Source organism: Pseudomonas sp. AFG_SD02_1510_Pfu_092, from assembly GCF_003331055.1.
Classification (GTDB): domain Bacteria; phylum Pseudomonadota; class Gammaproteobacteria; order Pseudomonadales; family Pseudomonadaceae; genus Aquipseudomonas.
This window is the reverse complement of sequence record NZ_PUQD01000042.1, coordinates 21,763-46,504: the sequence shown is the minus strand read 5'-3', so window position 1 is coordinate 46,504 and position 24,742 is coordinate 21,763. Positions and strand designations below refer to the sequence as shown.

The 24,742-nt window shown below is 64.6% G+C and carries 20 protein-coding genes and 1 riboswitch; of the genes, 14 read left to right on the top strand and 6 right to left on the bottom strand.

Features of this window, described 5'->3' with window-relative positions:
* Positions 1–156 precede the first annotated feature (156 nt).
* A complete protein-coding gene (locus tag C6A77_RS17490; protein ID WP_114170592.1) occupies positions 157–1,593 on the bottom strand; it encodes a TolC family outer membrane protein in 1,437 nt (478 codons plus the stop codon).
* 160 nt (positions 1,594–1,753) lie between these two features.
* Positions 1,754–1,860: riboswitch (TPP riboswitch) on the top strand.
* Positions 1,861–2,018: 158 nt separating this feature from the next.
* Here C6A77_RS17490 and thiC point away from each other — a divergent pair.
* Positions 2,019–3,899 (top strand): phosphomethylpyrimidine synthase ThiC, encoded by a 1,881-nt coding sequence (gene thiC / locus C6A77_RS17485; RefSeq protein ID WP_114170591.1) that lies wholly within the window; start codon positions 2,019–2,021, stop codon positions 3,897–3,899.
* 165 nt (positions 3,900–4,064) lie between these two features.
* Entirely contained in the window at positions 4,065–5,348 is a 1,284-nt protein-coding gene (gene cytX, locus C6A77_RS17480; RefSeq protein WP_114170590.1) for a putative hydroxymethylpyrimidine transporter CytX, read from the top strand.
* On the opposite strand, the gene C6A77_RS17475 is transcribed toward cytX, so the two are convergent.
* Positions 5,317–6,063 carry an RsiV family protein gene (locus C6A77_RS17475; RefSeq protein WP_114170589.1) on the bottom strand — a complete coding sequence of 249 codons (747 nt, stop codon included), beginning with the start codon at positions 6,061–6,063 and terminating at the stop codon, positions 5,317–5,319. The genes cytX and C6A77_RS17475 overlap by 32 nt on opposite strands.
* Before the next feature lie 185 nt (positions 6,064–6,248).
* Here C6A77_RS17475 and C6A77_RS17470 point away from each other — a divergent pair, with 185 nt between their 5' ends.
* The 9 genes from C6A77_RS17470 (at position 6,249) to C6A77_RS17420 (ending at position 16,201) form a co-directional block, all read left to right on the top strand.
* Entirely contained in the window at positions 6,249–6,866 is a 618-nt protein-coding gene (locus C6A77_RS17470; protein ID WP_114170588.1) for an NUDIX domain-containing protein, read from the top strand.
* On the top strand, positions 6,857–7,309 hold the full coding sequence (locus C6A77_RS17465; protein ID WP_114170587.1) for a DUF1249 domain-containing protein: 453 nt from the start codon (positions 6,857–6,859) through the stop codon (positions 7,307–7,309). The genes C6A77_RS17470 and C6A77_RS17465 overlap by 10 nt, the downstream gene beginning before the upstream one ends.
* 85 nt (positions 7,310–7,394) lie before the next feature.
* Positions 7,395–8,195 carry a 3',5'-cyclic-AMP phosphodiesterase gene (gene cpdA / locus C6A77_RS17460; RefSeq protein ID WP_114170586.1) on the top strand — a complete coding sequence of 267 codons (801 nt, stop codon included), beginning with the start codon at positions 7,395–7,397 and terminating at the stop codon, positions 8,193–8,195.
* Between the two features lie 807 nt (positions 8,196–9,002).
* A complete protein-coding gene (locus C6A77_RS17445; RefSeq protein ID WP_114170585.1) occupies positions 9,003–9,611 on the top strand; it encodes a YqiA/YcfP family alpha/beta fold hydrolase in 609 nt (202 codons plus the stop codon).
* A 35-nt stretch (positions 9,612–9,646) separates the two neighbouring features.
* Entirely contained in the window at positions 9,647–11,551 is a 1,905-nt protein-coding gene (parE, locus tag C6A77_RS17440; RefSeq protein WP_114170584.1) for a DNA topoisomerase IV subunit B, read from the top strand.
* Positions 11,548–12,534 (top strand): esterase-like activity of phytase family protein, encoded by a 987-nt coding sequence (locus C6A77_RS17435; protein WP_114170583.1) that lies wholly within the window; start codon positions 11,548–11,550, stop codon positions 12,532–12,534. The genes parE and C6A77_RS17435 overlap by 4 nt, the downstream gene beginning before the upstream one ends.
* Positions 12,531–13,049 carry a TIGR02281 family clan AA aspartic protease gene (locus C6A77_RS17430; RefSeq protein WP_114170582.1) on the top strand — a complete coding sequence of 173 codons (519 nt, stop codon included), beginning with the start codon at positions 12,531–12,533 and terminating at the stop codon, positions 13,047–13,049. The genes C6A77_RS17435 and C6A77_RS17430 overlap by 4 nt, the downstream gene beginning before the upstream one ends.
* A 10-nt stretch (positions 13,050–13,059) precedes the next feature.
* The gene (parC, locus tag C6A77_RS17425) at positions 13,060–15,318 is read left to right on the top strand and encodes a DNA topoisomerase IV subunit A (RefSeq protein ID WP_114170581.1); all 2,259 of its coding nucleotides are present in this window, start codon (positions 13,060–13,062) and stop codon (positions 15,316–15,318) included.
* Positions 15,319–15,490: 172 nt separating this feature from the next.
* Entirely contained in the window at positions 15,491–16,201 is a 711-nt protein-coding gene (locus C6A77_RS17420) for an ABC-type transport auxiliary lipoprotein family protein (RefSeq protein ID WP_114170580.1), read from the top strand.
* A 180-nt stretch (positions 16,202–16,381) separates the two neighbouring features.
* On the opposite strand, the gene C6A77_RS17410 is transcribed toward C6A77_RS17420, so the two are convergent.
* A complete protein-coding gene (locus C6A77_RS17410) occupies positions 16,382–17,839 on the bottom strand; it encodes an AhpA/YtjB family protein (protein WP_114170579.1) in 1,458 nt (485 codons plus the stop codon).
* Between the two features lie 134 nt (positions 17,840–17,973).
* Between C6A77_RS17410 and serB the strand changes: the two genes are divergently transcribed.
* Positions 17,974–19,188 carry a phosphoserine phosphatase SerB gene (gene serB, locus C6A77_RS17405; protein ID WP_161959677.1) on the top strand — a complete coding sequence of 405 codons (1,215 nt, stop codon included), beginning with the start codon at positions 17,974–17,976 and terminating at the stop codon, positions 19,186–19,188.
* Positions 19,189–19,317: 129 nt separating this feature from the next.
* Here serB and asd read toward each other — a convergent pair whose 3' ends face one another.
* The 3 genes from asd to C6A77_RS17390 are packed head-to-tail and all read right to left on the bottom strand — an operon-like array spanning position 19,318 to position 22,580.
* Complete coding sequence (gene asd / locus C6A77_RS17400) at positions 19,318–20,181, bottom strand: archaetidylserine decarboxylase (protein WP_114170577.1); 864 nt, start codon at positions 20,179–20,181, stop codon at positions 19,318–19,320.
* A 9-nt stretch (positions 20,182–20,190) separates the two neighbouring features.
* Positions 20,191–21,000 (bottom strand): rhodanese-like domain-containing protein, encoded by an 810-nt coding sequence (locus C6A77_RS17395; RefSeq protein ID WP_114170576.1) that lies wholly within the window; start codon positions 20,998–21,000, stop codon positions 20,191–20,193.
* A 44-nt stretch (positions 21,001–21,044) separates the two neighbouring features.
* Positions 21,045–22,580 (bottom strand): HDOD domain-containing protein, encoded by a 1,536-nt coding sequence (locus tag C6A77_RS17390; RefSeq protein WP_114170575.1) that lies wholly within the window; start codon positions 22,578–22,580, stop codon positions 21,045–21,047.
* Between the two features lie 130 nt (positions 22,581–22,710).
* Here C6A77_RS17390 and motA point away from each other — a divergent pair, with 130 nt between their 5' ends.
* Together motA and motB are read left to right on the top strand one after the other, a co-directional pair.
* Positions 22,711–23,562 carry a flagellar motor stator protein MotA gene (gene motA, locus C6A77_RS17385; protein WP_114170574.1) on the top strand — a complete coding sequence of 284 codons (852 nt, stop codon included), beginning with the start codon at positions 22,711–22,713 and terminating at the stop codon, positions 23,560–23,562.
* Between the two features lie 3 nt (positions 23,563–23,565).
* A complete protein-coding gene (gene motB, locus C6A77_RS17380; protein ID WP_114170573.1) occupies positions 23,566–24,576 on the top strand; it encodes a flagellar motor protein MotB in 1,011 nt (336 codons plus the stop codon).
* Positions 24,577–24,742 lie beyond the last annotated feature (166 nt).

Below are 24,742 nucleotides of genomic sequence, written 5' to 3'. Positions count from 1 at the left end.
TGGGGGGCCAACCTGGGCGGGTTCCCGGGCTGGCCCGCGGGGGGGGGGGCGGTTGTCCGCTTATTTCTACTTGGGCTTCTTCGCGGCCCCCCCCCCCCCCCCGGGGTGCCCCCCCGGGGGGGCGGGGGGGTGCCCGCGAAAAATGCATCATTTATCTCAAGGGCGACGCTCGAAGTTCTTCGCCGCTGCCGCAGCCAGGTCCGGCGGCAGGAAGTCCTTGTCCGGGTTGTAATCCGGCTTCAGGTACTGCTTGAGGTCTTGCAGGTCCTGCGGGCTCAAGGTGCCGGCTGCCTGCTTCAGGCTCAGGTTGTCGAGGATGTAGTCATAGCGGCTGTTGTTGTAGTCGCGCACCGAGGTGTACAGCTGGCGCTGGGCATCGAGCACATCGACGATGTTGCGGGTACCCACCTGGTAACCGATTTCGGTGGCTTCCAGCGCACTCTGGTTGGAAATGATCGACTGCTTGCGCGCCTGCACCTGTTCCACGTCGGTGTTCACCGCGCGGTGCAGGTTGCGGGTGTTTTCCACCACCTGGCGGCGCAGGCTCTCGCGCTGCTGCTCGCTCTGGCTCAGGCGCTGGTAGGCCTCGCGCACCTGTGAGCTGGTCAGGCCGCCGCTGTAGATCGGGATGTTCAGTTGCAGGCCAATACTGGTCTGCTCGACGTCGCCGCCGTAACGCACGTTTGGCAGTGCCGCCGAGTTGGTGAAACCGAGGTTGTCGTTGTCGCCTTTCTCGTACTTGGCCACTGCATCGAGCGTCGGCGCATGCCCGGCCTTGCGCTGGCGCAGGGTTTCTTCGGCAGCGGTGACGGCGTGGTTGGTGGCCAGCAGGTTGAGGTTCTGGCGCCCGGCGGTCTCGACCCAGGCCTTGGCGTCGTTCGGCGTCGGCACCTGCACCGGCAGGGTGTGGACCACACCCTGAATCGACGAATATTCGCGGTTGGTCAGGGTCACCAGCGCCTCGAAGGCATCCTGTACCTGGCGTTCGGCAATGATCCGGTTGGCTCGGGCGGTGTCGTAGCTGGCTTGGGATTGCAGCACATCGGTCTTGTCCGACAGGCCGACATCGAAGCGTTCGTTGGACTGGTCCAGCTGGCGCTTGAAGGCCGCTTCCTCGGCCTTGGTCGCGGCCAGGTTGTCCTGGGCGCGGAGCACGGCGAAGTAGTTCTGCGCAGTTTGCAGGATCAGGTTCTGCTCGGTCGCCGACAGCTCCAGGGCCGCCTGTTCGTTGACCGCTTCGGCCGCCTGCAGCTGGAACCAACGGTCCGCACGGAAAATTGGCTGCGCCAGGGTCGCGCTCCAGGTATTGCCGCTGCGGTTGCTGGTGGCTGAAGGTTGGTCCAGCTTGGTGCGGGTGTTCAGCATCTCGGCACCGGCCGACAGGTTTGGCAACAGGCCGGCGCGGGCCTGCGGCACCACTTCACGGCGGGCGCCGTAATCGGCACGGGCCGCCGCCAGGTCGGCGTTGTTGTCGACCGCTTCCTGATAGACGCTGACCAGGTCGGTCTTCACCGTCGTGGGCACGTCCGCTGCCCAGACCACTCCGTTGGACGCACAAGACACGGCTATCGCCAGTGAGAGTTTGCGCAGCATAGAGGCAATCCTTGTACGAAATTGAATTACTGAACTGTTGAGTATCGAGCGACGGGCCAGTGTAGTGTCATGCGCACCCGGCAACAATCGTTCGGGGTGCCTTTCATCATCCGCGCATTTACCCGCTTGGCTTCACCGACCACTCCAGTCTAGACTGCGCATGTTCTTGTCGGGGTGCCTTGAAGCAAAGGCTGAGATCGCAAAGTTGCGGATCCCGTTGAACCTGATCAGGTTAGCGCCTGCGTAGGGAACAAGATTGCTCGCCTTCCCGGGGAGCCTCTTGTGCCAGGTCCGGGAATGTCGCAGCTGCATGCAGCTTCAGGCACCCCCATATCCGGCACTGCACTCGTTGAAGCGGGTGCATCCGCGCCTTTCAGGTTCACCCCGACATTCCACTGCGTAGGAAGCCGTCTGGAGAGCCTGTGATGACCAAACAAGAAAAAACGATCAACCTCAGCGAATCGGCACAAGTCGATCAGCAGTCCGTGCAACCGTTCCCGCGTTCGCGCAAGGTGTATGTCGAAGGCTCGCGCCCGGACATCCGCGTGCCCATGCGGGAAATCAGCCTGGACGACACCCCGACCGATTTCGGTGGCGAGACCAATGCCCCGGTGCTGGTCTACGACACTTCCGGCCCGTACACCGACCCCAACGTGGTCATCGACGTGCGCAAGGGCCTGGCCGATGTGCGTTCGGCGTGGATCGATGCTCGCGGTGATACCGAACGCCTCGAGGGCCTGAGCTCCAACTTTGGCCAGCAGCGCCTGAACGATGCCGAACTGGCCAAGCTGCGTTTCGCCCACGTGCGTAACCCGCGCCGTGCCAAGGCGGGCGCCAACGTCTCGCAGATGCACTATGCCCGCCAGGGCATCATCACTGCCGAGATGGAATACGTGGCCATCCGCGAAAACATGAAGCTGCAAGAAGCGCGCGCCGCTGGCCTGCTGAACGAGCAGCACGCCGGTCACAGCTTCGGCGCCAACATCCCGAAAGAAATCACCCCCGAGTTCGTGCGCCAGGAAATCGCCCGTGGTCGCGCGATCATCCCGGCCAACATCAACCACCCGGAACTGGAGCCGATGATCATCGGCCGCAACTTCCTGGTGAAAATCAACGGCAACATCGGCAACAGCGCCCTGGGTTCCTCGATCGAGGAAGAAGTGGCCAAGCTGACCTGGGGCATCCGCTGGGGTTCGGACACGGTCATGGACCTGTCCACCGGCAAGCACATCCACGAAACCCGCGAGTGGATCATCCGCAACTCGCCGGTGCCGATCGGTACCGTGCCGATCTACCAGGCCCTGGAAAAGGTCAACGGCGTGGCCGAGGACCTGACCTGGGAGCTGTTCCGCGACACCCTGATCGAACAGGCCGAGCAGGGTGTGGACTACTTCACCATCCACGCCGGGGTACTGCTGCGCTATGTACCGCTGACCGCCAAGCGCGTGACCGGCATCGTCAGCCGTGGTGGTTCGATCATGGCCAAGTGGTGCCTGGCGCATCACAAAGAGAACTTCCTCTACACCCACTTCGACGAAATCTGCGAAATCATGAAGGCCTACGACGTCAGCTTCTCGCTGGGCGACGGCCTGCGCCCCGGCTCGATTGCCGACGCCAACGATGCCGCGCAGTTCGGTGAGCTGGAAACCCTTGGCGAGCTGACCAAAATTGCCTGGAAGCACGATGTGCAGTGCATGATCGAAGGCCCCGGCCACGTGCCGATGCAGTTGATCAAGGAGAACATGGACAAGCAGCTGGAGTGCTGCGACGAGGCGCCGTTCTACACCCTCGGCCCGCTCACCACCGACATCGCTCCGGGCTACGACCACATCACTTCGGGCATTGGCGCGGCGATGATCGGCTGGTTCGGTTGCGCCATGCTCTGCTACGTCACGCCCAAGGAACACCTGGGCCTGCCGAACAAGGATGACGTCAAGACCGGCATCATCACCTACAAGATCGCCGCCCATGCGGCTGACCTTGCCAAGGGTCATCCAGGCGCGCAGATTCGCGATAACGCGCTGTCCAAGGCGCGCTTCGAGTTCCGTTGGGAAGACCAGTTCAACCTGGGCCTGGACCCGGACACGGCCCGCGCCTACCACGACGAAACCCTGCCGAAGGAGTCGGCCAAGGTCGCGCATTTCTGCTCGATGTGCGGGCCGAAGTTCTGCTCGATGAAGATTACCCAGGAAGTGCGTGAGTACGCCGCCAAGATCGAAACCGTGGATGTGACGGTCGAGCAAGGCATGCGCGAACAGGCCGAGCGGTTCCGCCAGGAAGGCAGCCAGCTGTACCACAAGGTCTAAGACCGCTGGGGCCGCTTTGCGGCCCTTTCGCGACGCAAGGCCGCTCCCACAGGGACCGCGCAAGGCTCGAGGCCAACGCGGTTTTTGTGGGAGCGGCCTTGTGTCGCGATACGAGGACGCAGTCCTCGCCAGGAACACCCACAACATTGCCGGCGAGCGCCAACCATGACATCACCCAGCCAATTCTCCCCCGACCACCCGGTCCCCATCGCCCAGCGCATCTTCGGCGCCCGCGACCTGTTCTCGCTGTGGTTCTCCCTCGGCATCGGCCTGATGGTGCTGCAGGTCGGCGCCATGCTCGCCCCTGGCCTGGGCCTGGCCGGTGCATTGCTGGCCATCGCCCTGGGCTCCGGTGTCGGTGTGTTGCTGCTCGGCGCGGCCGGGGTGATTGGCAGTGACACCGGCCTGTCTGCCATGGGCACCCTGAAACTCAGCCTGGGCCGCCATGGCGCGCGCTTGCCGGCGCTGCTCAACCTGTTGCAACTGGTGGGCTGGGGCGCGTTCGAGATCATCGTCATGCGCGATGCCGCCAGCCTGCTGGGTGCGCGGGCCTTCGGCGAAGCCAGCGCCTGGAACAGCCCGCTGCTCTGGACCCTGTGCTTCGGTGTCCTGGCCACCTTGCTCGCGGTCAGCGGGCCGCTGGCTTTCGTACGCAAGGTGCTGCGCACCTGGGGCATCTGGCTGCTGCTGGGCGCTTGCCTGTGGCTGACCTGGAACCTGTTCGCCAAGGTTGACCTGGCCGGGCTGTGGAACCGCGCCGGGGACGGGTCGATGTCGCTGGCGGTGGGCTTCGACATCGCCATCGCCATGCCGCTGTCCTGGTTGCCGCTGATCGCCGACTACTCGCGTTTCGCCCGCAATGGCAAGCATGTGTTCGGCGGTACGGTAGTGGGCTACTTCATCGGCAACACCTGGCTGATGGGCCTGGGCGTGGCCTATACCCTGGCTTTCGCCGCCAGTGGTGAGGCCAATGCCCTGCTGCTGGCGCTGGCCGGCGCCGGCATGGGCATCCCGTTACTGCTGATTCTGCTGGACGAGTCGGAAAAGGCCTTCGCCGACATCCATTCGGCGGCGGTTTCCACCGGGGTGCTGGTACGCCTGAAGGTCGAGCACCTGGCGCTGGCCATCGGCGTGCTGTGCACGCTGATCGCCCTGCTGGCGCCATTGGCACAGTACGAGAACTTCCTGCTGCTGATCGGTTCGGTGTTCGCCCCACTGTTCGGCGTGGTGCTGATGGACCACTACGTGATCCGTCGCCGCCGCCTGCCGGCACGGGTGAATGGCTTGCATTGGCAGGCACTGTTGGCCTGGGTGGTGGGCGTGACGGCGTACCATCTGATCGCCGCGCAGGCGCCGGAGCTGGGCGCGACCCTGCCGGCATTGCTGCTGGCAGGGCTGGTGCACGGGCTGTTCAGCTTCAGCCGCGGCCGGGAAACAGCTCAGGCTTGAGTACGCCATTCAGGCGTGGGTAGGGGATTTTCAATTCCACGTGGCCCATGGAATAGGGCGCGATGGAATAGACCTCGTACTTGACCACCACCGCGCCGTACGTCAGGGCGATGTGCGGCGAGCGCTTGAACGGCCAGGTCTTGACGAACTCGGCGTCCTTGTCCATGCCGACGCTGATCAGCCAGGCGCGGTGCGATTCCTCGACGGTTTTCCAGAAGGTGTCTTCCTGGCCGGGCACCAGCATGTCCTGCAGGGTCAGTACCTTGTCCAGCTTGCGCGAATAGTTGATGAAGCCGCGCCCCGGCATGCCATGGGCGCCGCCGCTGTCCAGGTAGCTGGACAGTTCGATGATCACCAGTCCGTCATGCTGCTCGCGTACCTTGGCCTGCAGGTAGCTGCTGTTGCGCTTGTCGGCGCTGGCCAGGTATTGCTGTTCGTAGGCCTGCAGGGTGGTCGGCGCGTTGCCGCGCTGGTTGTCTTCGGTCAGCTGCAGCAGGCGTTTTTCGACGATGCCGTCGAGCTTGGGCAGGGCCGGGAAGTGGATCATGTCGATGTTCACCAGCGGGCAGTCGCTTTCGCTGCAGCCGGGTTTGACATGCTCCCAGGCATCGCGCTTGACCTCGAGCGGCGCCCGGTAGTTGGGCGTGAACAGGCTTTGGCAGGCACCGAGGATCAGCGCCAGCAAAGCCACGGAAGTCAGTTTGACAAGTGTCATGATGATCCTTGCAGAACAGGGAAAAGTCGGCCTTTGACCGTCTGCGCGGCCTTCAGTTCGCCACTAAGCTAACAGAGAGCTGGCGCGCTGTCCCGAGTGCGCGAACGGTTACCGGAAAGGGGTGAAACCCGCTGGCGTGCAGAGTAGGATGGCGCGATGCTGTAAGCGAGGTAATGAGGATTTCCATGTCAGACACGTTGAACTCAGTGCCCAGGGCGGTCGAGATCGTCAAGCGGGCCAACTGCTTCCAGGGCTTCTACAAGCTCGACAAGGTGCAGCTGCGCCATGAGCTGTTCGCCGGCGGCATGGGCCGTGAAATCAGCCGCGAGCTGTTCGTGCGCCATGACGCGGTGTGCGTGCTGCCGTACGACCCGCAACGCGATGAAGTGGTGCTGATCGAGCAGTTTCGCGTGGGGGCGCTGGACAAGGTCGAAAACCCCTGGCTGATCGAGATGGTCGCCGGGCTGATCGACAAGGACGAGCAACCCGAAGAAGTCGCTCACCGCGAAGCCGAAGAAGAGGCTGGCCTTGCGTTCAGCGCTTTGTGGCCGATGACCCGCTATTTCCCCTCGCCCGGTGGCAGTGATGAATACGTTCACCTGTTCCTCGGCCGCTGCAGCAGCGAGGGCGCGGGCGGCCTGCATGGCCTGGAAGAAGAGGGCGAAGACATTCGCGTGCGCGTATGGTCGTTCGAGGATGCCTTGCAGGCGGTGCGCGACGGGCGTATCTGCAATGCGGCGACCATCATCGGCCTGCAATGGCTGGCGCTGAACCGTGACGAAGTACGAGGTATGTGGAAGTGAACCTGCTGCGCGAGCGTTATCGGGTCGACCTGGTGGGGCTGCAGGCAGCCTGCGAGGCGAACTACGCCCGGCTGATGCGCCTGTTGCCCGACATGCGCACCACCCAGAGCTCGCGCCGTATCGGTATGACCCAAGGCGACCAGATGCTCGGCGTGCTGGTACTCGATGTGGTGCTGGCCTGCCCGTACACCACCACCTTGCACGTACGCCAGGAGCACAGCCTGCCGTGGTTGCCGGTGCCGCACCTGGAAGTGCAGGTTTACCACGATGCACGCATGGCCGAAGTGGTCAGCGCCGAACATGCCCGGCGCCTGCGCAGCATCTACCCCTATCCCAACGCCGCCATGCACCAGCCGGACGAAAAGGCCCAGCTCAACCTGTTCCTGGGGGAATGGCTGAGCCACTGCCTGGCCTGCGGCCACGAACTGGCAAGCGTTCGCTGAAGTGTGACGCAGGTCGTTCGTGGGTGTTTGCTCGCAACCGTTGCCCAGCCATAATTCCTGCTGAATCCGTTCGAGGAGACGGCCGTTGCCGCAGCCAGACCAATCGCGCCCCGTGCATGTGGTGCAACTGACCGATGCCCACCTGTTCGCCGACCCGGCCGGCAGCATGCTGGGCCTCAATACCCGTGACAGCCTGCGCCATGTGCTGGCCCAGGTGCAGCGCGAGCAGCCGCATGTCGACCTGCTGCTGTGCACTGGCGACCTGTCGCAGGACGCCAGCGTGGCGTCCTATGAAGCCTTCCGTGACCTGACCGCGCCGTTCGCCGTGCCCACGCGCTGGTTGCCGGGCAACCATGACGAGGCGCAACGGATGGCGCAGGTTGCACCCGAGCTGGTACAGGCGGTGACCGATATTGGTGCGTGGCGCATCGTCATGCTCAACACTGCGGTACCCGGGGCGACCCACGGGTTGCTCGAAGACGACCAACTGGGCGTGTTGGTGACAGCCTTGCAAGAGGCCGGCGACCGGCACTGCCTGGTGTGTTTCCATCATCAGCCGGTGGATATCGGCTGCGCCTGGATTGCGCCGATCGGCTTGCGCAATGCGCAGGCGCTGTTCGATATCGTAGAAGGTTATCCACTGGTGCGGGCGTTGCTGTGGGGGCATGTGCACCAGGAATGGGATGAAGTGCGCGGTGGTCGGCGCCTGCTGGCCACGCCGTCCACCTGCATCCAGTTTGCGGCGGGTAGCGAGGATTTCAAGGTAAGCGAGGAACAGCCTGGGTACCGCTGGCTGCGCCTGCATGCCGACGGGCGGTTGGAGACTGGAGTGGAGCGGGCGCTGGACTTCGAAGTGAAGCTCGATTTCGATAGCCCGGGGTATTGAAGACCTTGGGGCTGCTGCGCAGCCCATCGCCGGCAAGCCAGCTCCCACAGGTTTCAGCGCAAGCCCGAGGCATACGCAGCCCATGTGGGAGCGGGCAAGCCCGCGAAGCAGACGATGTGGTGGATGGCACCGGCTGCGCCGGTGTTCGCGGCTAAAGCCGCTCCCACAGGTTTCAGCGCAAGCCCGAGGCATACGCAGCCCCATGTGGGAGCGGGTTCACCCGCGAAGCAGGCGACGCGAGGGATGGCAACGGCTGCGCCGGTGTTCGCGGCTAAAGCCGCTCCCACAGGTTTCAGCGCAAGCCCGAGGCATACGCAGCCCCATGTGGGAGCGGGTTCACCCGCGAAGCAGGCGACGCGAGGGATGGCAACGGCTGCGCCGGTGTTCGCGGCTAAAGCCGCTCCCACAGGTTTCAGCGTAAGCCCGAGGCATACGCAGCCCCATGTGGGAGCGGGTTCACCCGCGAAGCAGGCGACGCGAGGGATGGCACCGGCTGCGCCGGTGTTCGCGGCCACGGCCGCTCCCACAGGGATCGCGCCAGTTTTTGGAAATTGATCAAGACAGTTGCTCCCACACCGACCGCATTGATCTGAAGCCATGTGCACAGGCTTGAAGACGATGCGGTCGGTGTGGGAGCTGGCTTGTCGTGGCGACGAACCGCGTCGATGGGGCGCGTAGCGGCCCCGGCTCTCTTGAAGAAATTGTTGCGAAACCCGTGGCGCTGCGTCAAAACCCGGCGAACGCGCTACACTGCGCGTCCCTGCGCCCGCATCATCAGGCGCGAAGCCACAGATTACCGGGGGTAGCATGTCGGGTTCCATCCTCTATATCCATGGCTTCAACAGCTCGCCGCTTTCCACCAAGGCGCGCCAACTCGAAGCCGTGATGCAGCAACTGGGCTTGTCGGCCCGGCTGCGGGTGCCAGCCTTGCACCACCACCCACGCCAGGCCATCGCCCAGCTCGAAGCCGCCATCGCCGAACTTGGCGCGCCATTACTGGTGGGCAGTTCGCTCGGCGGCTACTATGCCACCCATCTGGCCGAGCGCCACGGCCTCAAGGCCCTGCTGGTGAACCCGGCGGTAACCCCGCACAAGCATTTCGACGGCTACCTGGGCATCCAGCACAATCACTACAGCGGTGAAGCCTGGGAGTTGACCCACGATCACGTGCAGGCCCTGGCCGAGCTGGAAGTGCCGGCGCCGGTGGACGCCAGCCGCTATCAAGTGTGGCTGCAGACCGCCGATGAAACCCTGGACTATCGCCACGCCGAGCGCTACTACCGGGCCTGTGCCCTGCGTATCCAGGCCGGTGGCGACCACAGTTTCCAGGGCTTCGCCGAGCGCCTGCCGGCACTGCTGGCATTCGCCGGTATTGCGCGCGGGCAGTATGCTGCGCTCGACTTTTCTGTATTTTGACTTTTTTGCACTCACCAGACTGACGACGAGACCCCATGGCCAATCCCAGCGCTAGCGCCTATAACGCAGACGCCATCGAAGTCCTCTCGGGCCTTGACCCGGTCCGCAAGCGGCCGGGCATGTACACCGATACCAGCCGCCCCAACCACCTGGCCCAGGAAGTCATCGACAACAGTGTCGACGAAGCCCTGGCCGGTCACGCCCGCTCTGTGCAAGTCATCCTGCATGCCGACCACTCGCTGGAAGTCAGCGACGATGGCCGCGGCATGCCGGTGGACATCCACCCGGAAGAGGGCGTGTCCGGGGTCGAGCTGATCCTCACCAAGCTGCACGCCGGCGGCAAGTTCTCCAACAAGAACTACCAGTTCTCCGGTGGCCTGCACGGTGTCGGCATCTCGGTGGTCAACGCCCTTTCGACCCAGGTGCGCGTGCGCGTCAAGCGTGACGGCAACGAATACCAGATGACCTTCGCCGATGGCTTCAAGGCCAGCGAGCTGGAAGTGGTCGGTTCGGTCGGCAAGCGCAATACCGGCACCAGCGTGTACTTCAGCCCCGACCCCAAGTATTTCGACTCGCCGAAGTTCTCCGTCAGCCGCCTCAAGCATGTGCTCAAGGCCAAGGCGGTACTGTGCCCGGGCTTGCTGGTCAGCTTCGAGGACAAGGCCAGCGGCGAGAAAGTCGAATGGCACTACGAAGATGGCCTGCGTTCCTACCTGGTCGATTCGGTCAACGAGTTCCAGCGCCTGCCCGACGAGCCGTTCTGCGGCAGCCTGGCCGGTAACAAAGAGGCCGTTGACTGGGCCTTGCTGTGGCTACCTGAAGGCGGCGACAGCATTCAGGAAAGCTACGTCAACCTGATCCCGACCGCCCAGGGCGGCACCCATGTCAACGGCCTGCGCCAGGGCCTGCTGGATGCCATGCGTGAGTTCTGCGAGTTTCGCAACCTGCTGCCGCGTGGGGTGAAGCTGGCGCCGGAAGACGTCTGGGAACGCATCACCTTCGTCCTGTCGATGAAGATGCAGGACCCGCAGTTCTCCGGGCAGACCAAAGAACGCCTGTCGTCGCGCGAGGCAGCGGCCTTCGTTTCTGGTGTGGTCAAGGACGCCTTCAGCCTGTGGCTCAACGCCCACCCCGAGCTGGGCATGCAGCTTGCCGAACTGGCCATCAGCAACGCCGGCCGCCGCCTCAAGGCCAGCAAGAAGGTCGAGCGCAAACGCATTACCCAAGGCCCGGCACTGCCCGGCAAGCTGGCCGATTGCGCCGGCCAGGACCCGATGCGTGCCGAGCTGTTCCTGGTCGAGGGTGACTCCGCCGGCGGTTCGGCCAAGCAGGCCCGCGACAAGGAATTCCAGGCCATCCTGCCGCTGCGCGGCAAGATCCTCAACACCTGGGAAGTGGACGGTGGCGAAGTCCTGGCCAGCCAGGAAGTGCACAACATTGCCGTGGCCATCGGTGTCGACCCCGGTGCCAGCGACCTTGCGCAGCTGCGCTACGGCAAGATCTGCATCCTCGCCGACGCCGACTCCGACGGCCTGCACATCGCCACGCTCCTGTGCGCGCTGTTCGTCCAGCACTTCCGCGCGCTGGTCGAGGCCGGGCATGTGTACGTGGCCATGCCGCCGCTGTACCGCATCGACCTGGGCAAGGAAATCTACTACGCCCTCGACGAGGCCGAGCGCGACGGTATTCTCGACCGCCTGGTAGCCGAGAAGAAACGCGGCAAGCCGCAGGTCACCCGCTTCAAGGGCCTGGGCGAGATGAACCCGCCACAGCTGCGCGAAACCACCATGGACCCGAACACCCGGCGCCTGGTGCAGCTGACCCTGGATGATGTGCAGGCCACCTGCGAGCTGATGGACAAGCTGCTGGCCAAGAAGCGCGCAGGCGACCGCAAGAGCTGGCTGGAAACCAAGGGCAACCTGGCCGAGGTCATGGTTTGATTCGGCGGCTTCTGGCTAGCTGCCTGCTGCTGGTTGCCCTGCCGAGCCAGGCGGGCAACTGGCCGGAACTGAAGCTGAGCGGCGAATACCCGATCGAGGGTATGCGTGGTGGCAACCTGTCTGGCCTGGTGGAATGTCGGGGCGGGCTGTGGGGTGTGTCCGACCGCGACGATGACCGCATCTACCGCCTCGACCAGCAGAACCCGGCCTGGCGCGCCCAGCCGCTTACCTTCACCCCGCCGCCGGTGCCGGAAAGCGGCTTGCCGTGGGGCCTGAAGTCGCGCAACTGGGCGGCGTCGTACGTTCGCGGTGGCGAGCTGGATTTCGAAGGCATCACCTGCGACCAGGCGGGCAACCTGTACCTGGTCAGCGAGGCCCACGCCGCCGTGCTGCAGCTGCCGCTGGAAGGCGAGCCGGACTGGTTGAAGATCGACCCGGCGCTGGTCCGCCAGGCCCGGGCCAGCGGCATGCTGCTGAACTTCAATGCCTTGTTCGAAGGGTTGGCGATCAACCCGGCGGGCGACCGCCTGTGGCTGGCGGCCGAACGCGAGCGCCGTGGCCTGGTCGCCATCGAACGCCAGCAGTCGGTGTGGACCTGCGGGCGCAGCTGCGTGCTGTTGAGCGAGGCCGGGGTCGAGATGCAGCCGCCGCAGATGCCCAACGCCCAGGCATTGTCGCGCGACTTCGCCGACCTGGCCTGGTTCGAGGGCAAGCTGTTCACCCTTGAACGCAACGCCTACCGGGTCTGCCGGCGTGACGCCGATAGCGGCAAGGTCGAGCGCTGCTGGTCGTTCGCTGCCGATGCGTTGCTCGAGTCGCGGCGTTACCCACAGCCGTACGGTCTGGCCGAGGCCCTGGTCATCGATGCCAAGGGTGCCTGGATCGGGGTGGACAACAACAACGGCGCGCGCGCCGATGGCGAGGTTCGCCCGATCGTCTGGCGCTTCGACGCGCCGCCAGGCGGCTGGAGCGCCAACCCATGAGCCAGGCACCGGGCAAGCGGGCCGGCAAGGTACTGATGATCGTCGCCTGGGCGGCGGCGTTGTTCCTTGCCACGCGCTTCTTCGGCCAATGGGAAGACCGCCAGCGCAACCCCAATGCCCAGGTGCAGTCGTCGCACGGCGAAGGCTTCATCGAGGTGCGCCTGCTGGGCAACGGCCAGGGCCATTTCGTGATGGATGGCGCGATCAACGGCCAGGTGGTGCATTTCATGCTCGACACCGGCGCCACCGATGTGGCCATCCCCGAGACGTTGGGCCGCGAACTGGGCCTGCAGCGCGGCAGCCCGGTGCAGCTGAGTACCGCCAACGGCCGTACCGAGGGCTACCGCACGCGGCTGGCCAGCCTGCAGCTGGGTGATATCCGCCTGCAGGACGTTCGCGCCATCGTGGTGCCGGGCCTGGACGGGCAAACCGTATTGCTGGGCATGAGTGCCCTGAAACAACTTGAATTTACCCAGCGCGGCGGCACCATGCTGCTGCGCCAGAACCTGAAATGACGAGGCCCGCATGAGCGACTCACTGGAACTCAGCCTGGACGGCGTCGAACGCCGCTCGCTGGCTGACTTCACCGAACAGGCCTACCTCAACTATTCCATGTACGTGATCATGGACCGCGCCCTGCCGCACATCGGCGATGGCCTGAAGCCGGTGCAACGACGCATCGTCTATGCCATGAGCGAGTTGGGGCTCGATGCCGATGCCAAGCACAAGAAATCGGCGCGTACCGTCGGTGACGTGCTCGGCAAGTTCCACCCCCACGGCGACTCGGCCTGCTACGAGGCCATGGTGCTGATGGCGCAGCCGTTCAGCTACCGCTACACCCTGGTCGACGGCCAGGGTAACTGGGGTGCGCCGGACGATCCGAAGTCGTTCGCCGCCATGCGTTATACCGAGGCGCGGCTGTCGCGCTATGCCGAAGTGCTGCTCAGCGAAGTCGGCCAGGGTACCGTGGACTGGGTGCCGAACTTCGACGGCACCTTGCAGGAACCGGCCGTGCTGCCGGCGCGCCTGCCCAACATCCTGCTCAACGGCACCACTGGTATCGCGGTCGGCATGGCCACCGACGTACCGCCGCACAACCTGCGTGAAGTGGCCAGCGCCTGCGTGCGCCTGCTCGACGAGCCCAAGGCCAGCATCGAGCAACTGTGCGAGCACATCCAGGGGCCGGACTACCCGACCGAGGCCGAGATCGTCACGCCGCGTGCCGAAATCCTCAAGATGTACGAAAGCGGCCGTGGCTCGATCCGCATGCGCGCCGTGTACCGCGTCGAGGATGGCGACATCGTCGTCACCGCACTACCGCACCAGGTCTCCGGGGCCAAGGTGCTGGAGCAGATCGCCGCGCAGATGCAGGCCAAGAAGCTGCCGATGGTCGCCGACCTGCGTGACGAATCGGACCACGAGAACCCGTGCCGCATCGTCATCATCCCGCGTTCCAACCGGGTGGACGCCGACGAACTGATGCAGCACCTGTTCGCCACCACCGACCTGGAAAGCAGCTACCGGGTCAACATCAACATCATCGGCCTGGATGGCCGCCCGCAGTTGAAGAACCTGCGGACGATCCTGGTGGAGTGGCTGGAATTCCGCACCAATACCGTTCGTCGCCGCCTGCAGCACCGCCTGGACAAGGTGGAGAAACGCCTGCACCTGTTGGAAGGTTTGCTGACCGCGTTCCTCAACCTGGATGAAGTAATCCACATCATCCGTACCGAGGAGCACCCCAAACAGGCGCTGATTGACCGCTTCGGCCTGAGCGAAATCCAGGCCGACTACATCCTCGAGACCCGCCTGCGTCAGTTGGCGCGCCTGGAAGAGATGAAGATCCGCGGCGAGCAGGACGAATTGCTCAAGGAGCAGGCCAAACTGCAGGCCCTGCTGGGCAGCGAAGCCAAGCTGCGCAAGCTGGTACGCAGCGAGCTGATCAAGGATGCCGAAACCTATGGCGACGACCGCCGCTCGCCGATCGTCGAGCGCGCCGAGGCCAAGGCCCTGTCGGAAAACGAGCTGATGCCGACCGAGCCGGTTACCGTGGTGCTCTCGGAAAAGGGCTGGGTGCGCTGCGCCAAGGGCCACGACATCGATGCCACCGGCCTGTCGTACAAAGCCGGCGACGGCTTCAAGGCGGCTGCCGCCGGGCGCTCCAACCAGTTTGCCGTGCTCATCGACTCGACCGGCCGCAGCTACTCGCTGGCCGCCCACAGCCTGCCGTCGGCCCGCGGCCAGGGCGAACCGCTGACCGGTCGCCTGACGCCGCCACCGGGGGCCACCTTCGAGTGCGTGCTGTTGCCGGACGATGACGCGCTGTACGTGGTGGCCTCCGACGCCGGCTACGGCTTCGTGGTCAAGGGCGAAGACCTGCAAGCCAAGAACAAGGCCGGCAAGGGCTTGCTCAGCCTGCCCAACGGCGCCAAGGTCATGACCCCGCGGCCCGTCGCCAACCGCGAGCAGGACTGGCTGGCGGCGGTGACCACCGAAGGCCGCCTGCTGGTGTTCAAGGTCAGTGACCTGCCCCAACTGGGCAAAGGCAAGGGCAACAAGATCATCGGTGTGCCGGGTGACCGCGTGGCCAGCCGTGAAGAATTTGTTACCGATCTTGCGGTGATTGCCGAGGGCGCGACACTTGTATTGCAAGCCGGCAAGCGTACCCTATCTCTGAAAGCGGACGACCTGGAGCACTACAAGGGTGAGCGCGGACGGCGCGGCAGCAAGCTGCCACGCGGGTTCCAGCGGGTCGATAGCTTGCAGGTAGAAGTGCCGGCATAACCGGTTGAAATGTCTGGAACGGCAATTTCAGCGCCGTTCCGGGCGGAAATGCTGGAGTCGGACGGTTATTTCACGGATGATATGGCCCTTGCGGTGCCGGCGTGGCCGTGTGCCCGTTTGAACCTACATGTATCACTGCGGTTGGCCTGTTGGCGACCGCCTGGATGGGATGATGAAATTTCTGCGCCTTCCATTTGCGCTGTTGATGACTGGCCTGCTGGGCCTTGGCGGGTGCACCATGCACCAGCCGGTTGCCCTGTACCAGCTCGACAGTGGTGATCCTGGCCAGCCTTCGCAGAGTGCGGGCATGGCCGTGGTGCTCGGCCCGGTGTCGGTAGCCGATTACCTGCAACGCGAGACCTTTCTGCAGCGTCAGGCCGATGGCAGCCTGAGTTCGGCGACCGACGGTCGTTGGGCCGGCAGCCTTTCGTCGGATATCGACCAGCTGCTGGTGCGCCAACTTGCCTGGCGTCTGGACAGCCAGCGCGTGGTGCTGGCGCCGGCGACCGCCGGTTTCAACCCGGACGTACAAGTGCTGCTGTCGATCACTCGCCTGGATTCGGGCAAGGACCAGCCGGCTATCCTGGATGCCCAGTGGCGCCTGCTCGACCGCCGTGGCCATGTCCGTGACAACCGTATCGTTCACCTCGAGCAGCAGCACGAGGGCAGCGAGGCGTCGCAGGTGCAGGCCCAAGGCCAGTTGCTGCAGAAGCTGGCCGAACAGCTGAGCACGGCGGTCAAGCCACTGGCCAACCAGCCAGCGATTGCCGAAGACACGCCTAAAAAGCCTGCTGCGCCGGTGCAGGTGAAGAAGACGCCAGAGAAATCCAAGATTCCGATGGCTGCTCCGATTCGTACCGATATGGAAGTCTATCGGTTCTGATCGAACTGCCAGACACAAAAAAGCCCGCATCGTTGCGGGCTTTTTTGTGTCTGCTGTTTTTTGTATTGCCTGGACTGGCCTCTTCGCGGGTAAACCCGCTCCCACAGGGATATCACATACCTTGAGGCCTGTGCAGAAACCTGTGGGAGCGGGTTTACCCGCGAAGAAGCCACCTCGGTATCAGGCCCGGCGTTCGTGCATCCGCGCCAGTTGCCGTTCCAGCATCGACGGGTAGGGCTCCATCAGGCGTTCCACGCAGCAGGCGCCTTCCGGGCTGGCGATCGGGCGAATACGGGCGCGCTGGCGGATCAGGGTGTCATCACTGATCTGCCGCTCCACCAGCAACAGGTTGCGACTGTGCTGCGACAGCGCCAGGGCATCCTGCGCCTTCTCGGCCATCAGCAGGTCCACCAGCTCCAGCCCTTGCAGGTCGTTGCCCAGGGCCAGGCCGAGTTGCAGCTGCAGGGTGATGCCACTGTCCGCCACTTCGATCTGCAGGGCATGGCCCAGGGCGCGCAACAGCTCGCCGCAGCAGATGGCGTTGGTCAGGTAGTCCTCGCCGCAGTCGCGGCTGTGGAACAGCACCAGGGTGCTGCCGTCGTTGAGCGTGTGGGTTTCGCCGTCGTAAAGCGAGGCGGCGTGCTCCAGGCAATCGCGGTAACGCTCGGTCAGCTCGGTCAGGCGCGTGCGCGGCAGGCGGCGCAACTGCTCCTGCGAACCCAGCTGGACCGCGAGCACGGCGCTGAACTGCGGCTCGTCGGACTCGACCACGGCGGCCGTGGGTGCGCTGTCGTCGTCCAGCAGGCCGGCGAAGGCATCATCGTCGTCCTCGTCCGAATGGGCGGCAAGCCTGGCGCGGGGTGCAGCCTTGGCCGCCGGGGCGGCGTGGGGCAGGTCGTCCAAGTGCTCGTCGTCCTCGACCTCCGGCTCCGGCTCCGGTGGCGGCGGCGGGGCCAGGCGCGCATGCAACTGGCGGGCGATGTCGCCGATCTCGTCCTGGCGGTCGGTGGCCGGGGTATAGGGTTGCGGGTCGCGCAGCCAGACCCGCAGCTGCAGCAGCGGCAGGGTGATGAAGCGGCCCTGGCGCAGGCTCAGGGTCAGCGCCAGCACCAACAATATGGCGGCGAGAATGCCCATGCTCTGCAGGCTGATCAGCATCGGCTGCTGGAACTGGCTCATGTCCAGGCTGATGCGCAGCTGCCCGGCGGTCACATCCTGGAAAGTGATCTTGGTCTGGTACAGGCCCTCGGCCTCGCCCAGCAGGCTGTTGCGGGGACGCTGGCCGGCCTCGGCGAGGATGCGGTTATCCACGCTGTAGATCGCGGCATGCGCGACCAGCGGGTTTTTCACCAGGTTGCCGAGCAGCACGTTGAGGCTGAGGATGTCATTGGCCACCAGCAGCTCGGTGGCCGAGGTGGCGGTCTGGGTGGTCAGGCTCTGGCCCAGGGCATCGGCCTGCTCGTGCATGGCCTGCTTGAACTGCAGGCCCATGACGCAGGCGTAGATCACCAGCGCCAGCGCCACCAGGAAGATGTTGGTGCAGGCGATGCGCAATGCCAGCGGCACGCGACGTTGACTCAGGGCGCGATAGATCATCAGGAAGAAGTTGTCTGGTTTGACGGGCGTGGGCCGGTTCACTGAGCTCGGCTCTTAATGGCATGAAAGTGTGGGGAGTATAGCGATCCGGGTTTTGTCGGCAAAGTATCGTTGGCGCCCGATGGTCACGGAAAATCGGTAGAATGCGCATTTTTCATCGAAGTCGGAGCCAGGTTGTGCGCGAAATCGTCCTGATCAACATCACCGGTGAGGACCGTCCCGGTCTCACTGCGGCTATCACCGGCGTCCTGCTGCAGGGCGGTGTGAGCATTCTCGACATCGGCCTGGCCGTCATGCACGGCACCTTGTCGTTCGGCATTCTGGTCGACATCCCGGACAACGAAGTGGCTACGGCGTTGCTGCAAAGCGTGCAGGCCAAGGCCCACGAACTGAACCTGCAGGCCCGCTACACGCCGATTTCCGAGGCGGACTACCAGCATTGGGCCGACGGCCAGGGCGAGGCGCGCCACATCGTCACCCTGCTCAGCCGCAAGATCACCCCCGCGCAGCTGCAGCGGGTGAGCGCGGTGATCAGCCAGTACGGCCTGACCATCGAGCGCATCGAGCGCTTGTCGGCCCGTGTGGCACTGGATGCCGAGACCGACAAGGGCAAGGCGGCCATCGAGATTTCCGTGCGCGGCGTGCCGAGCGATGCCCAGGCCCTGCGTGCCGACTTCTTCGCCCTGGCCGAAGAGCTGAGCGTCGACATCGCTTTCCAGAAGGACGACCTGTTCCGCCGCAACCGCCGTCTGGCGGTGTTCGACATGGACTCGACGCTGATCGAAGCCGAAGTCATCGACGAACTGGCCAAGGCCGCTGGCGTGGGCGAGCAGGTGGCGGCGATCACCGAGCGCGCCATGCGCGGCGAGCTGGACTTCCGCGCCAGCTTCAAGGAGCGCATGGCGCTGCTCAAGGGCCTGGATGTTGGCGTGCTGGATGAGATCGGTGCGTCACTGCGCCTGACCGAAGGGGCGGAAAACCTGTTCGCCGAACTCAAGCGCCTGGGTTACAAGACGGCGATCCTGTCGGGTGGCTTCACTTACTTTGCCCGTCAGGTGCAGGCGCGCCTGGGCATCGACTATGTCTTCGCCAACGAACTGGAAGTGGTCGACGGCAAGGTCACCGGCGTGGCCGTGGAGCCGATCGTCGATGCCCAGCGCAAGGCCGAGTTGCTGCAGAAGCTGGCCGGCGAGGAAGGTTTGCAGCTGGAGCAGACGATTGCCGTGGGTGACGGTGCCAACGACCTGCCGATGCTGTCGCTGGCCGGCCTGGGTGTGGCGTTCCGCGCCAAGCCGCTGGTGCGTCAGTCGGCCAAGCAGGCAATTTCCACCCTGGGGCTGGATGGGGTGTTGTACCTGCTGGGCCTGCGTGACCGCGACGCGCGCGGCTGATTCGAGAAGCGGGGGCTGCTTTGCAGCCCTTCGCGGGCTCGCCCGCTCCCACAGGGTAAACGGGACCTTCTCTGTGGGAGCGGGCGTGCCCGCGAAGGGCCGCAAAGCGGCCCAGGTTCTATCAGGCAATCAAGCCTGCACAGGCGCAGCCAGCTGCTGGCCCATGCGCACCGCAGAGCCGGCACCCAGCGTTTCGGCCCATTTCACCTGCTCTGGCCCGAACAGCACGATAGCAGTCGAACCCAGCTTGAAGCGGCCCAGTTCGGCACCTTTTTCCAGGTGGATCGGCGCGCGGCTGGCTTCGTCGTAACGGAAGGTCTTCAGCTCGCGCTTGGGCGGCGTCACCAGCCCGGCCCATACCGTTTCGATGGAAGCGACGATCATCGCACCAACCAGCACCACGGCCATCGGCCCGCGCTCGGTGTCGAACAGGCAGACGACACGCTCGTTGCGGGCGAACAGCTCGGGGACGTTCTCTGCGGTGGTCTGGTTGACCGAGAACAGGCGCCCCGGCACGTAGACCATTTCGCGCAGGGTACCGGCCAGCGGCATGTGCACGCGGTGGTAGTCCTTTGGCGACAGGTAGATGGTGGCGAACTCGCCGCCCATGAACGGTGCGGCCAGCGCCGGGTCACCGCCCAGCAGCTCCTGCGCGCTGAAGCCGTGGCCCTTGGCCTGGAAGATGCGGCCGTGTTCGATCGGGCCAAGCTGGCTGACTGCACCGTCGGCCGGGCACAGGATGGCGCTGGGGGTTTCGTCCAGCGGGCGGGCGCCTGGCTTCAGGGCGCGGGTGAAGAACGCATTGAAGTGCTCGTAGGCGCTGAGGTCTTCGACCAGGGCTTCGGCCATGTTCACCTGGTAGCGCTTGGCAAACCAGGCGGTGAAGGCGTTCTTGAACCAGCGCACGCGGCACTCGGCGATGCAGCCGGCCAGGCGCGACAGCAGATGGTGCGGCAGCAGGTACTGGCTGATGGTGAACAGACGGGATTTCATGCAGGTTCCTTAGACTTCTACAGGCGTGTCCGGGTGGTTGCCCCATTCGCTCCACGAGCCGGCGTAGGCCTTGACGCGTGGGTAGCCGAGGGCCTTGGCCACCAGGTAGGTGAAACCGGAGCGGCGATGGGTCTGGCAGTGGGTGATCACTTCCTTGTCGGGGGTGATGCCCAGTTTCTGCAGCACTTCGGCGATGTCCTGGCGGATGCGCAGGTGGTCGTTGAGGTCCATGCCGGCAGTCCATTCGAAGTTGATCGCGCCGGGGATATGGCCGCCCCTGGCTGCCAGCACTTTCTCGCCGTTGAATTCCTGTGGGCCGCGCGCGTCCCAGATCACCAGGTCATCGGCGCCCAGGCGGCTTTGCAGGTATTCGCGGGTGGCGGTGGGTTCGCTGTCGATGCGCAGACGCACCGGGGCGTTACCGCTGGCGGGCACTTCGGTGGAAAGCCTGTCGGCCGGCCAGGCCTGGATACCGCCATTCAGGTAGTGATAACGCTTGTGGCCGATGACATCCAGCAGCCAGATGAAGCGCCCGGCCCAGCCGCCGCCTTCATCGTCGTACACCACATACACGGCATCGTCGCGGTGGCCGAGTTCACTGAACAGTTTTTCCAGCTCGCCCTGTGCCGGCAGCAGGCCCGGTGCAGGGGGCTGGCCCAGCTGGGTACGCTTGCCTTCGACGAAGCGCGCGCCGGGGATATGCCCGCTGACATAGCGGTTGGCACTGCTCAGGTCGACCAGGATCAGCTGTGGCGAATCCAGGCGTGGCAGCAGGTCCGCGGCTTCGATCACCAGGGGCAGGCCGGAAAAGTCAGTCATCCACGGTCTCCAGTGTGGAAAGAGGGGCGATTGTAGCGCAAGGCTCAGGCCTTGCGGTTGGCAAACACCGCCAGCGCCCGCTCGGTGCATTGTGCGGTCTTGCCGAAAGCTTGCACGCTGACATCGGTCAGCGGTCGGCTGCCCTGGTCGGCCACCATCAGCATCAGCACCTGGTCGTTCACCGCCAGCGAGCGCAGCAGCACGTGTTCGCTGGGGAACAGGGCGCGCAGCGGGGCCGGCAGCAGGGCCGAGTACTGGCTGTGGTTTTCCGGGGCGATGCGCAGTTGCCCGGCCTTGCTCAGCAGCTTCTGCAGCAGCTTGTTCTGCGCTACCGGCAGGGCCAGGGCCCCAGCTTCCTTGGGCAAGCCGGCAAATTGCTGCACGCGCAGGTGGTCGCTGGCCTTGTCCAGGCCCAGCAGCAGGATGCGCTGCATGCCGCAGGCCAGCAGGGCTTCGCGGGCCTGGGTAGCCAGGTGCACGCTGTTGGTGAATGGGCTGGGCTGGGCCAGCAAGTGCTGGCACAGCGTGCGCCAGCGCGCCAGCTCGTCGCCGCTGGGCGCTGGCGGGGCCAGCATGTCCGGGTGTGGGCGGCGCTGGTGCCAGGGCCAGATCAGTGCTTCGGCCGGGTGGAACAGGGCATGCTGGGCGTGGCGACGGGCGCTGGCGGCGGCCTGCTGGTGAACCTGCTGCTGCACATCATCAAGCGAGGTTTGCAGGTACAGCGCGGTCAGCAGTTGCCAGCGCAGCAGGTGCGGGTTGTCCCAGCCCACCTGGGCCGCCAGGGCCAGGTTGTTGGCCAGCAGCACGGTGTTGGCCGGCTGGTTGAACCAGCGGCGCAGGCCGGGCTCGGCGTCCAGGCGGTGTTGCTGGCTGAGCAGGTCCTGGTCGCGGGCGATGTTCAGTATCTGCGCCAGTTGCTCGCGTTCTTCCAGCAGCAGGTGATAACCCTGAGTGACCCACTGTGGCAGGCGCCAGTACTCGGCCATGGTCTGGCACAGCGCAATGATGCGCACGCCAAACAGCTCTTGCTCGACATGGGCGGCGTCTTCGCCCTTGTGGATAACCCGCAGCTCCCAGGTGTCGAGCAGCTTGGGGTAGGCCAGCGCCAGCGGCCAGAGTGGCGACAGGAACAGCAAGCTGCCCCAGTGGATTTCCTGCCACAGCCGTGCCAGGCGGCTGGCGAACAGGCCACTGGCCTGCTGCGAGGCGTGCTGGCTGATCAGCTGGAACTGGCACAGGACCGGCGGGATTTCTTCCTCGGGCAACGCAGGCAGGCGCTTGAGCAGCTGTTCAGTGCGCTCCAGGCCCAGGCGGTTGAGGGCCACCTCCAGGCTTTCGGCCGGCTCGGCCAGGCTGGCATTGGTCGGGTGGTTGGCTTCGCGCATCACCGACAGCACCAGTGCCGGGCTGTCCTGCATCAGTTCGGCGATATCGCGCAAGGAGCGGCGGCTATCGTGGATGGCGGCCATGACCCGGTCGTAGCTGTGCTTCGGCACCGGGATGCGAACACTCTCGAGCAGCTTTACCCAGGCCTCTAACGTACGTGGAGCCTGAGCGGGCACCTTGGTTTCAATTGGCATTTTGACATCAGTCCGAACTGGCTTTTCGCATTGAGTGGCTATAGTCTGGCGCAGTTCTGCCGATAAGTAGAAGAAGAGTTTTAACGCTCCCGTCTCTTCCCCTGACCACGACAGCAAGTGCTTTGAACCTATGGCTAAAATTATCGGCATCATCGTCGTATTCGCGAGCGTGCTCGGCGGATACGTGCTCTCCCACGGCAAGATCGCGGCGCTGATCCAGCCGTTCGAAGTACTGATCATCGGCGGTGCGGCCTTTGGTGCATTCCTGCAGGCCAACCCTGGCTACATGACCATGCACGTCATCAAGAAGTCGATGAAGATGTTCGGCTCGCGCTTCACCCATGCCTTCTACCTGGAAGTGCTGGGCCTGGTGTACGAGATTCTCAACAAAAGCCGTCGTGAAGGCATGATGGCCATCGAGGCCGACATCGAGGACGCTGCCGCCAGCCCGATCTTCGCCAAATACCCGACGGTGCTGGCCGATGAGCGCATGACCGCGTTCGTCTGCGACTACCTGCGCATCATGTCTACCGGCAACATGGCCCCGCACGAGCTCGAGGGCCTGTTCGACATGGAACTGCTGAGCATGAAGGAAGAGCTGGAACATCCTTCCCATGCAGTGAACGGCATCGCCGACGGCATGCCTGGCTTCGGTATCGTTGCGGCGGTACTGGGCATCGTGGTGACCATGGCCTCGCTCGGCGACGGCGACCAGGCTTCCATCGGCCTGCACGTGGGCGCGGCGCTGGTGGGTACCTTCTTCGGTATTCTGGCCGCCTACGGCTTCTTTGGCCCATTGGCCAAGTGCCTGGAACACGATGCCAAGGAAGAGCTGAACCTGTACGAATCGATCAAGGCTTCGCTGGTGGCTTCAGCTTCCGGCATGCCGCCTTCGCTGGCGGTGGAGTTCGGGCGCAAGGTGCTGTACCCCAAGCACCGTCCAAGCTTTGCCGAACTGGAACAAGCGGTTCGCGGTCGCTGAGTCATGGAGAACAATCAGCCCATCATCGTCAAGCGCGTCAAGCGCTTTGGCGGCGGCCACCACGGCGGCGCCTGGAAAATTGCCTTCGCCGACTTCGCCACGGCGATGATGGCGTTCTTCCTGGTGCTGTGGCTGTTGTCCACGGCCACGCCGGAACAGAAGATCGCCATTGCCGGCTACTTCAAGGACCCGATCGGTTTCTCGGAAAGTGGCACACCGTACATTATCGACCTGGGTGGCTCGCCACAGCTGGCGCCGGAAAAGACCATCAACCCCGAGGCCAAGTCGGAGCCGACGCCTGACACCAGCATCCAGCTGGACAAGGACCAGGTCGAGACCATGGCCGAGCAGGTCGAGCGCGAGCGCCTGGAATTGTTGCTGCAAGAGCTGCAGAACAAGGTGGAAGAGAACCCGCAGCTGCAGAAGTTCAAGGACCAGATCCTGTTCGAGATCACCCAGGACGGCCTGCGCATCCAGATCATGGACGCCGAGAACCGGCCGATGTTCGACATCGGCAGCGCGCGCCTGCAGCCGTACTTCGAGGACATCCTGCTGGCCATGGCCGACACCATCAAGGCGGTGCCGAACAAGATCAGCATCAGTGGCCACACCGATGCCAAGCCGTATGCCGGCACTGGCGAGTTCGGCAACTGGGAACTGTCGGCCAACCGCGCCAACGCCGCGCGCCGCGCGCTGGTGGCCGGTGGCTACCCGGACGGCCAGGTGGCACGGGTGGTGGGCTACGCCTCGTCGTCGCTGTTCGACCGCAAAGACCCGTTCAACCCGGTCAACCGCCGTATCGACATCATCGTGCTGACCAAGAAGGCCCAGCGCGACATCGAAGGCGAACAGGGTGTTCCGGAAAAACCGGCGGACGTACCGGCTGCTCCGCCGGCGGCACCCGCCGCACCGGCTGCAACCGAACAGGCACCCATGCAGCCGCGTGAGCTGCGCCAGAAGCTGAACATCTTCGAGGAAGGCACTTTGAAGATGGATGAGGCTAAGGAACAGTAAGCCTTTTTTCGTCCTGCGCGGTGCCTTGTGGGAGCGGCCTTGTGTCGCGAAAGGGCCGCAACGCGGCCCCGGCATATTGGCTTAACGCTGAAGCCTGGGGCCGCTGCGCGCCCCTTTCGCGACACAAGGCCGCTCCCACAAGACCGCGCCGCGGCTGAAGCTGCTT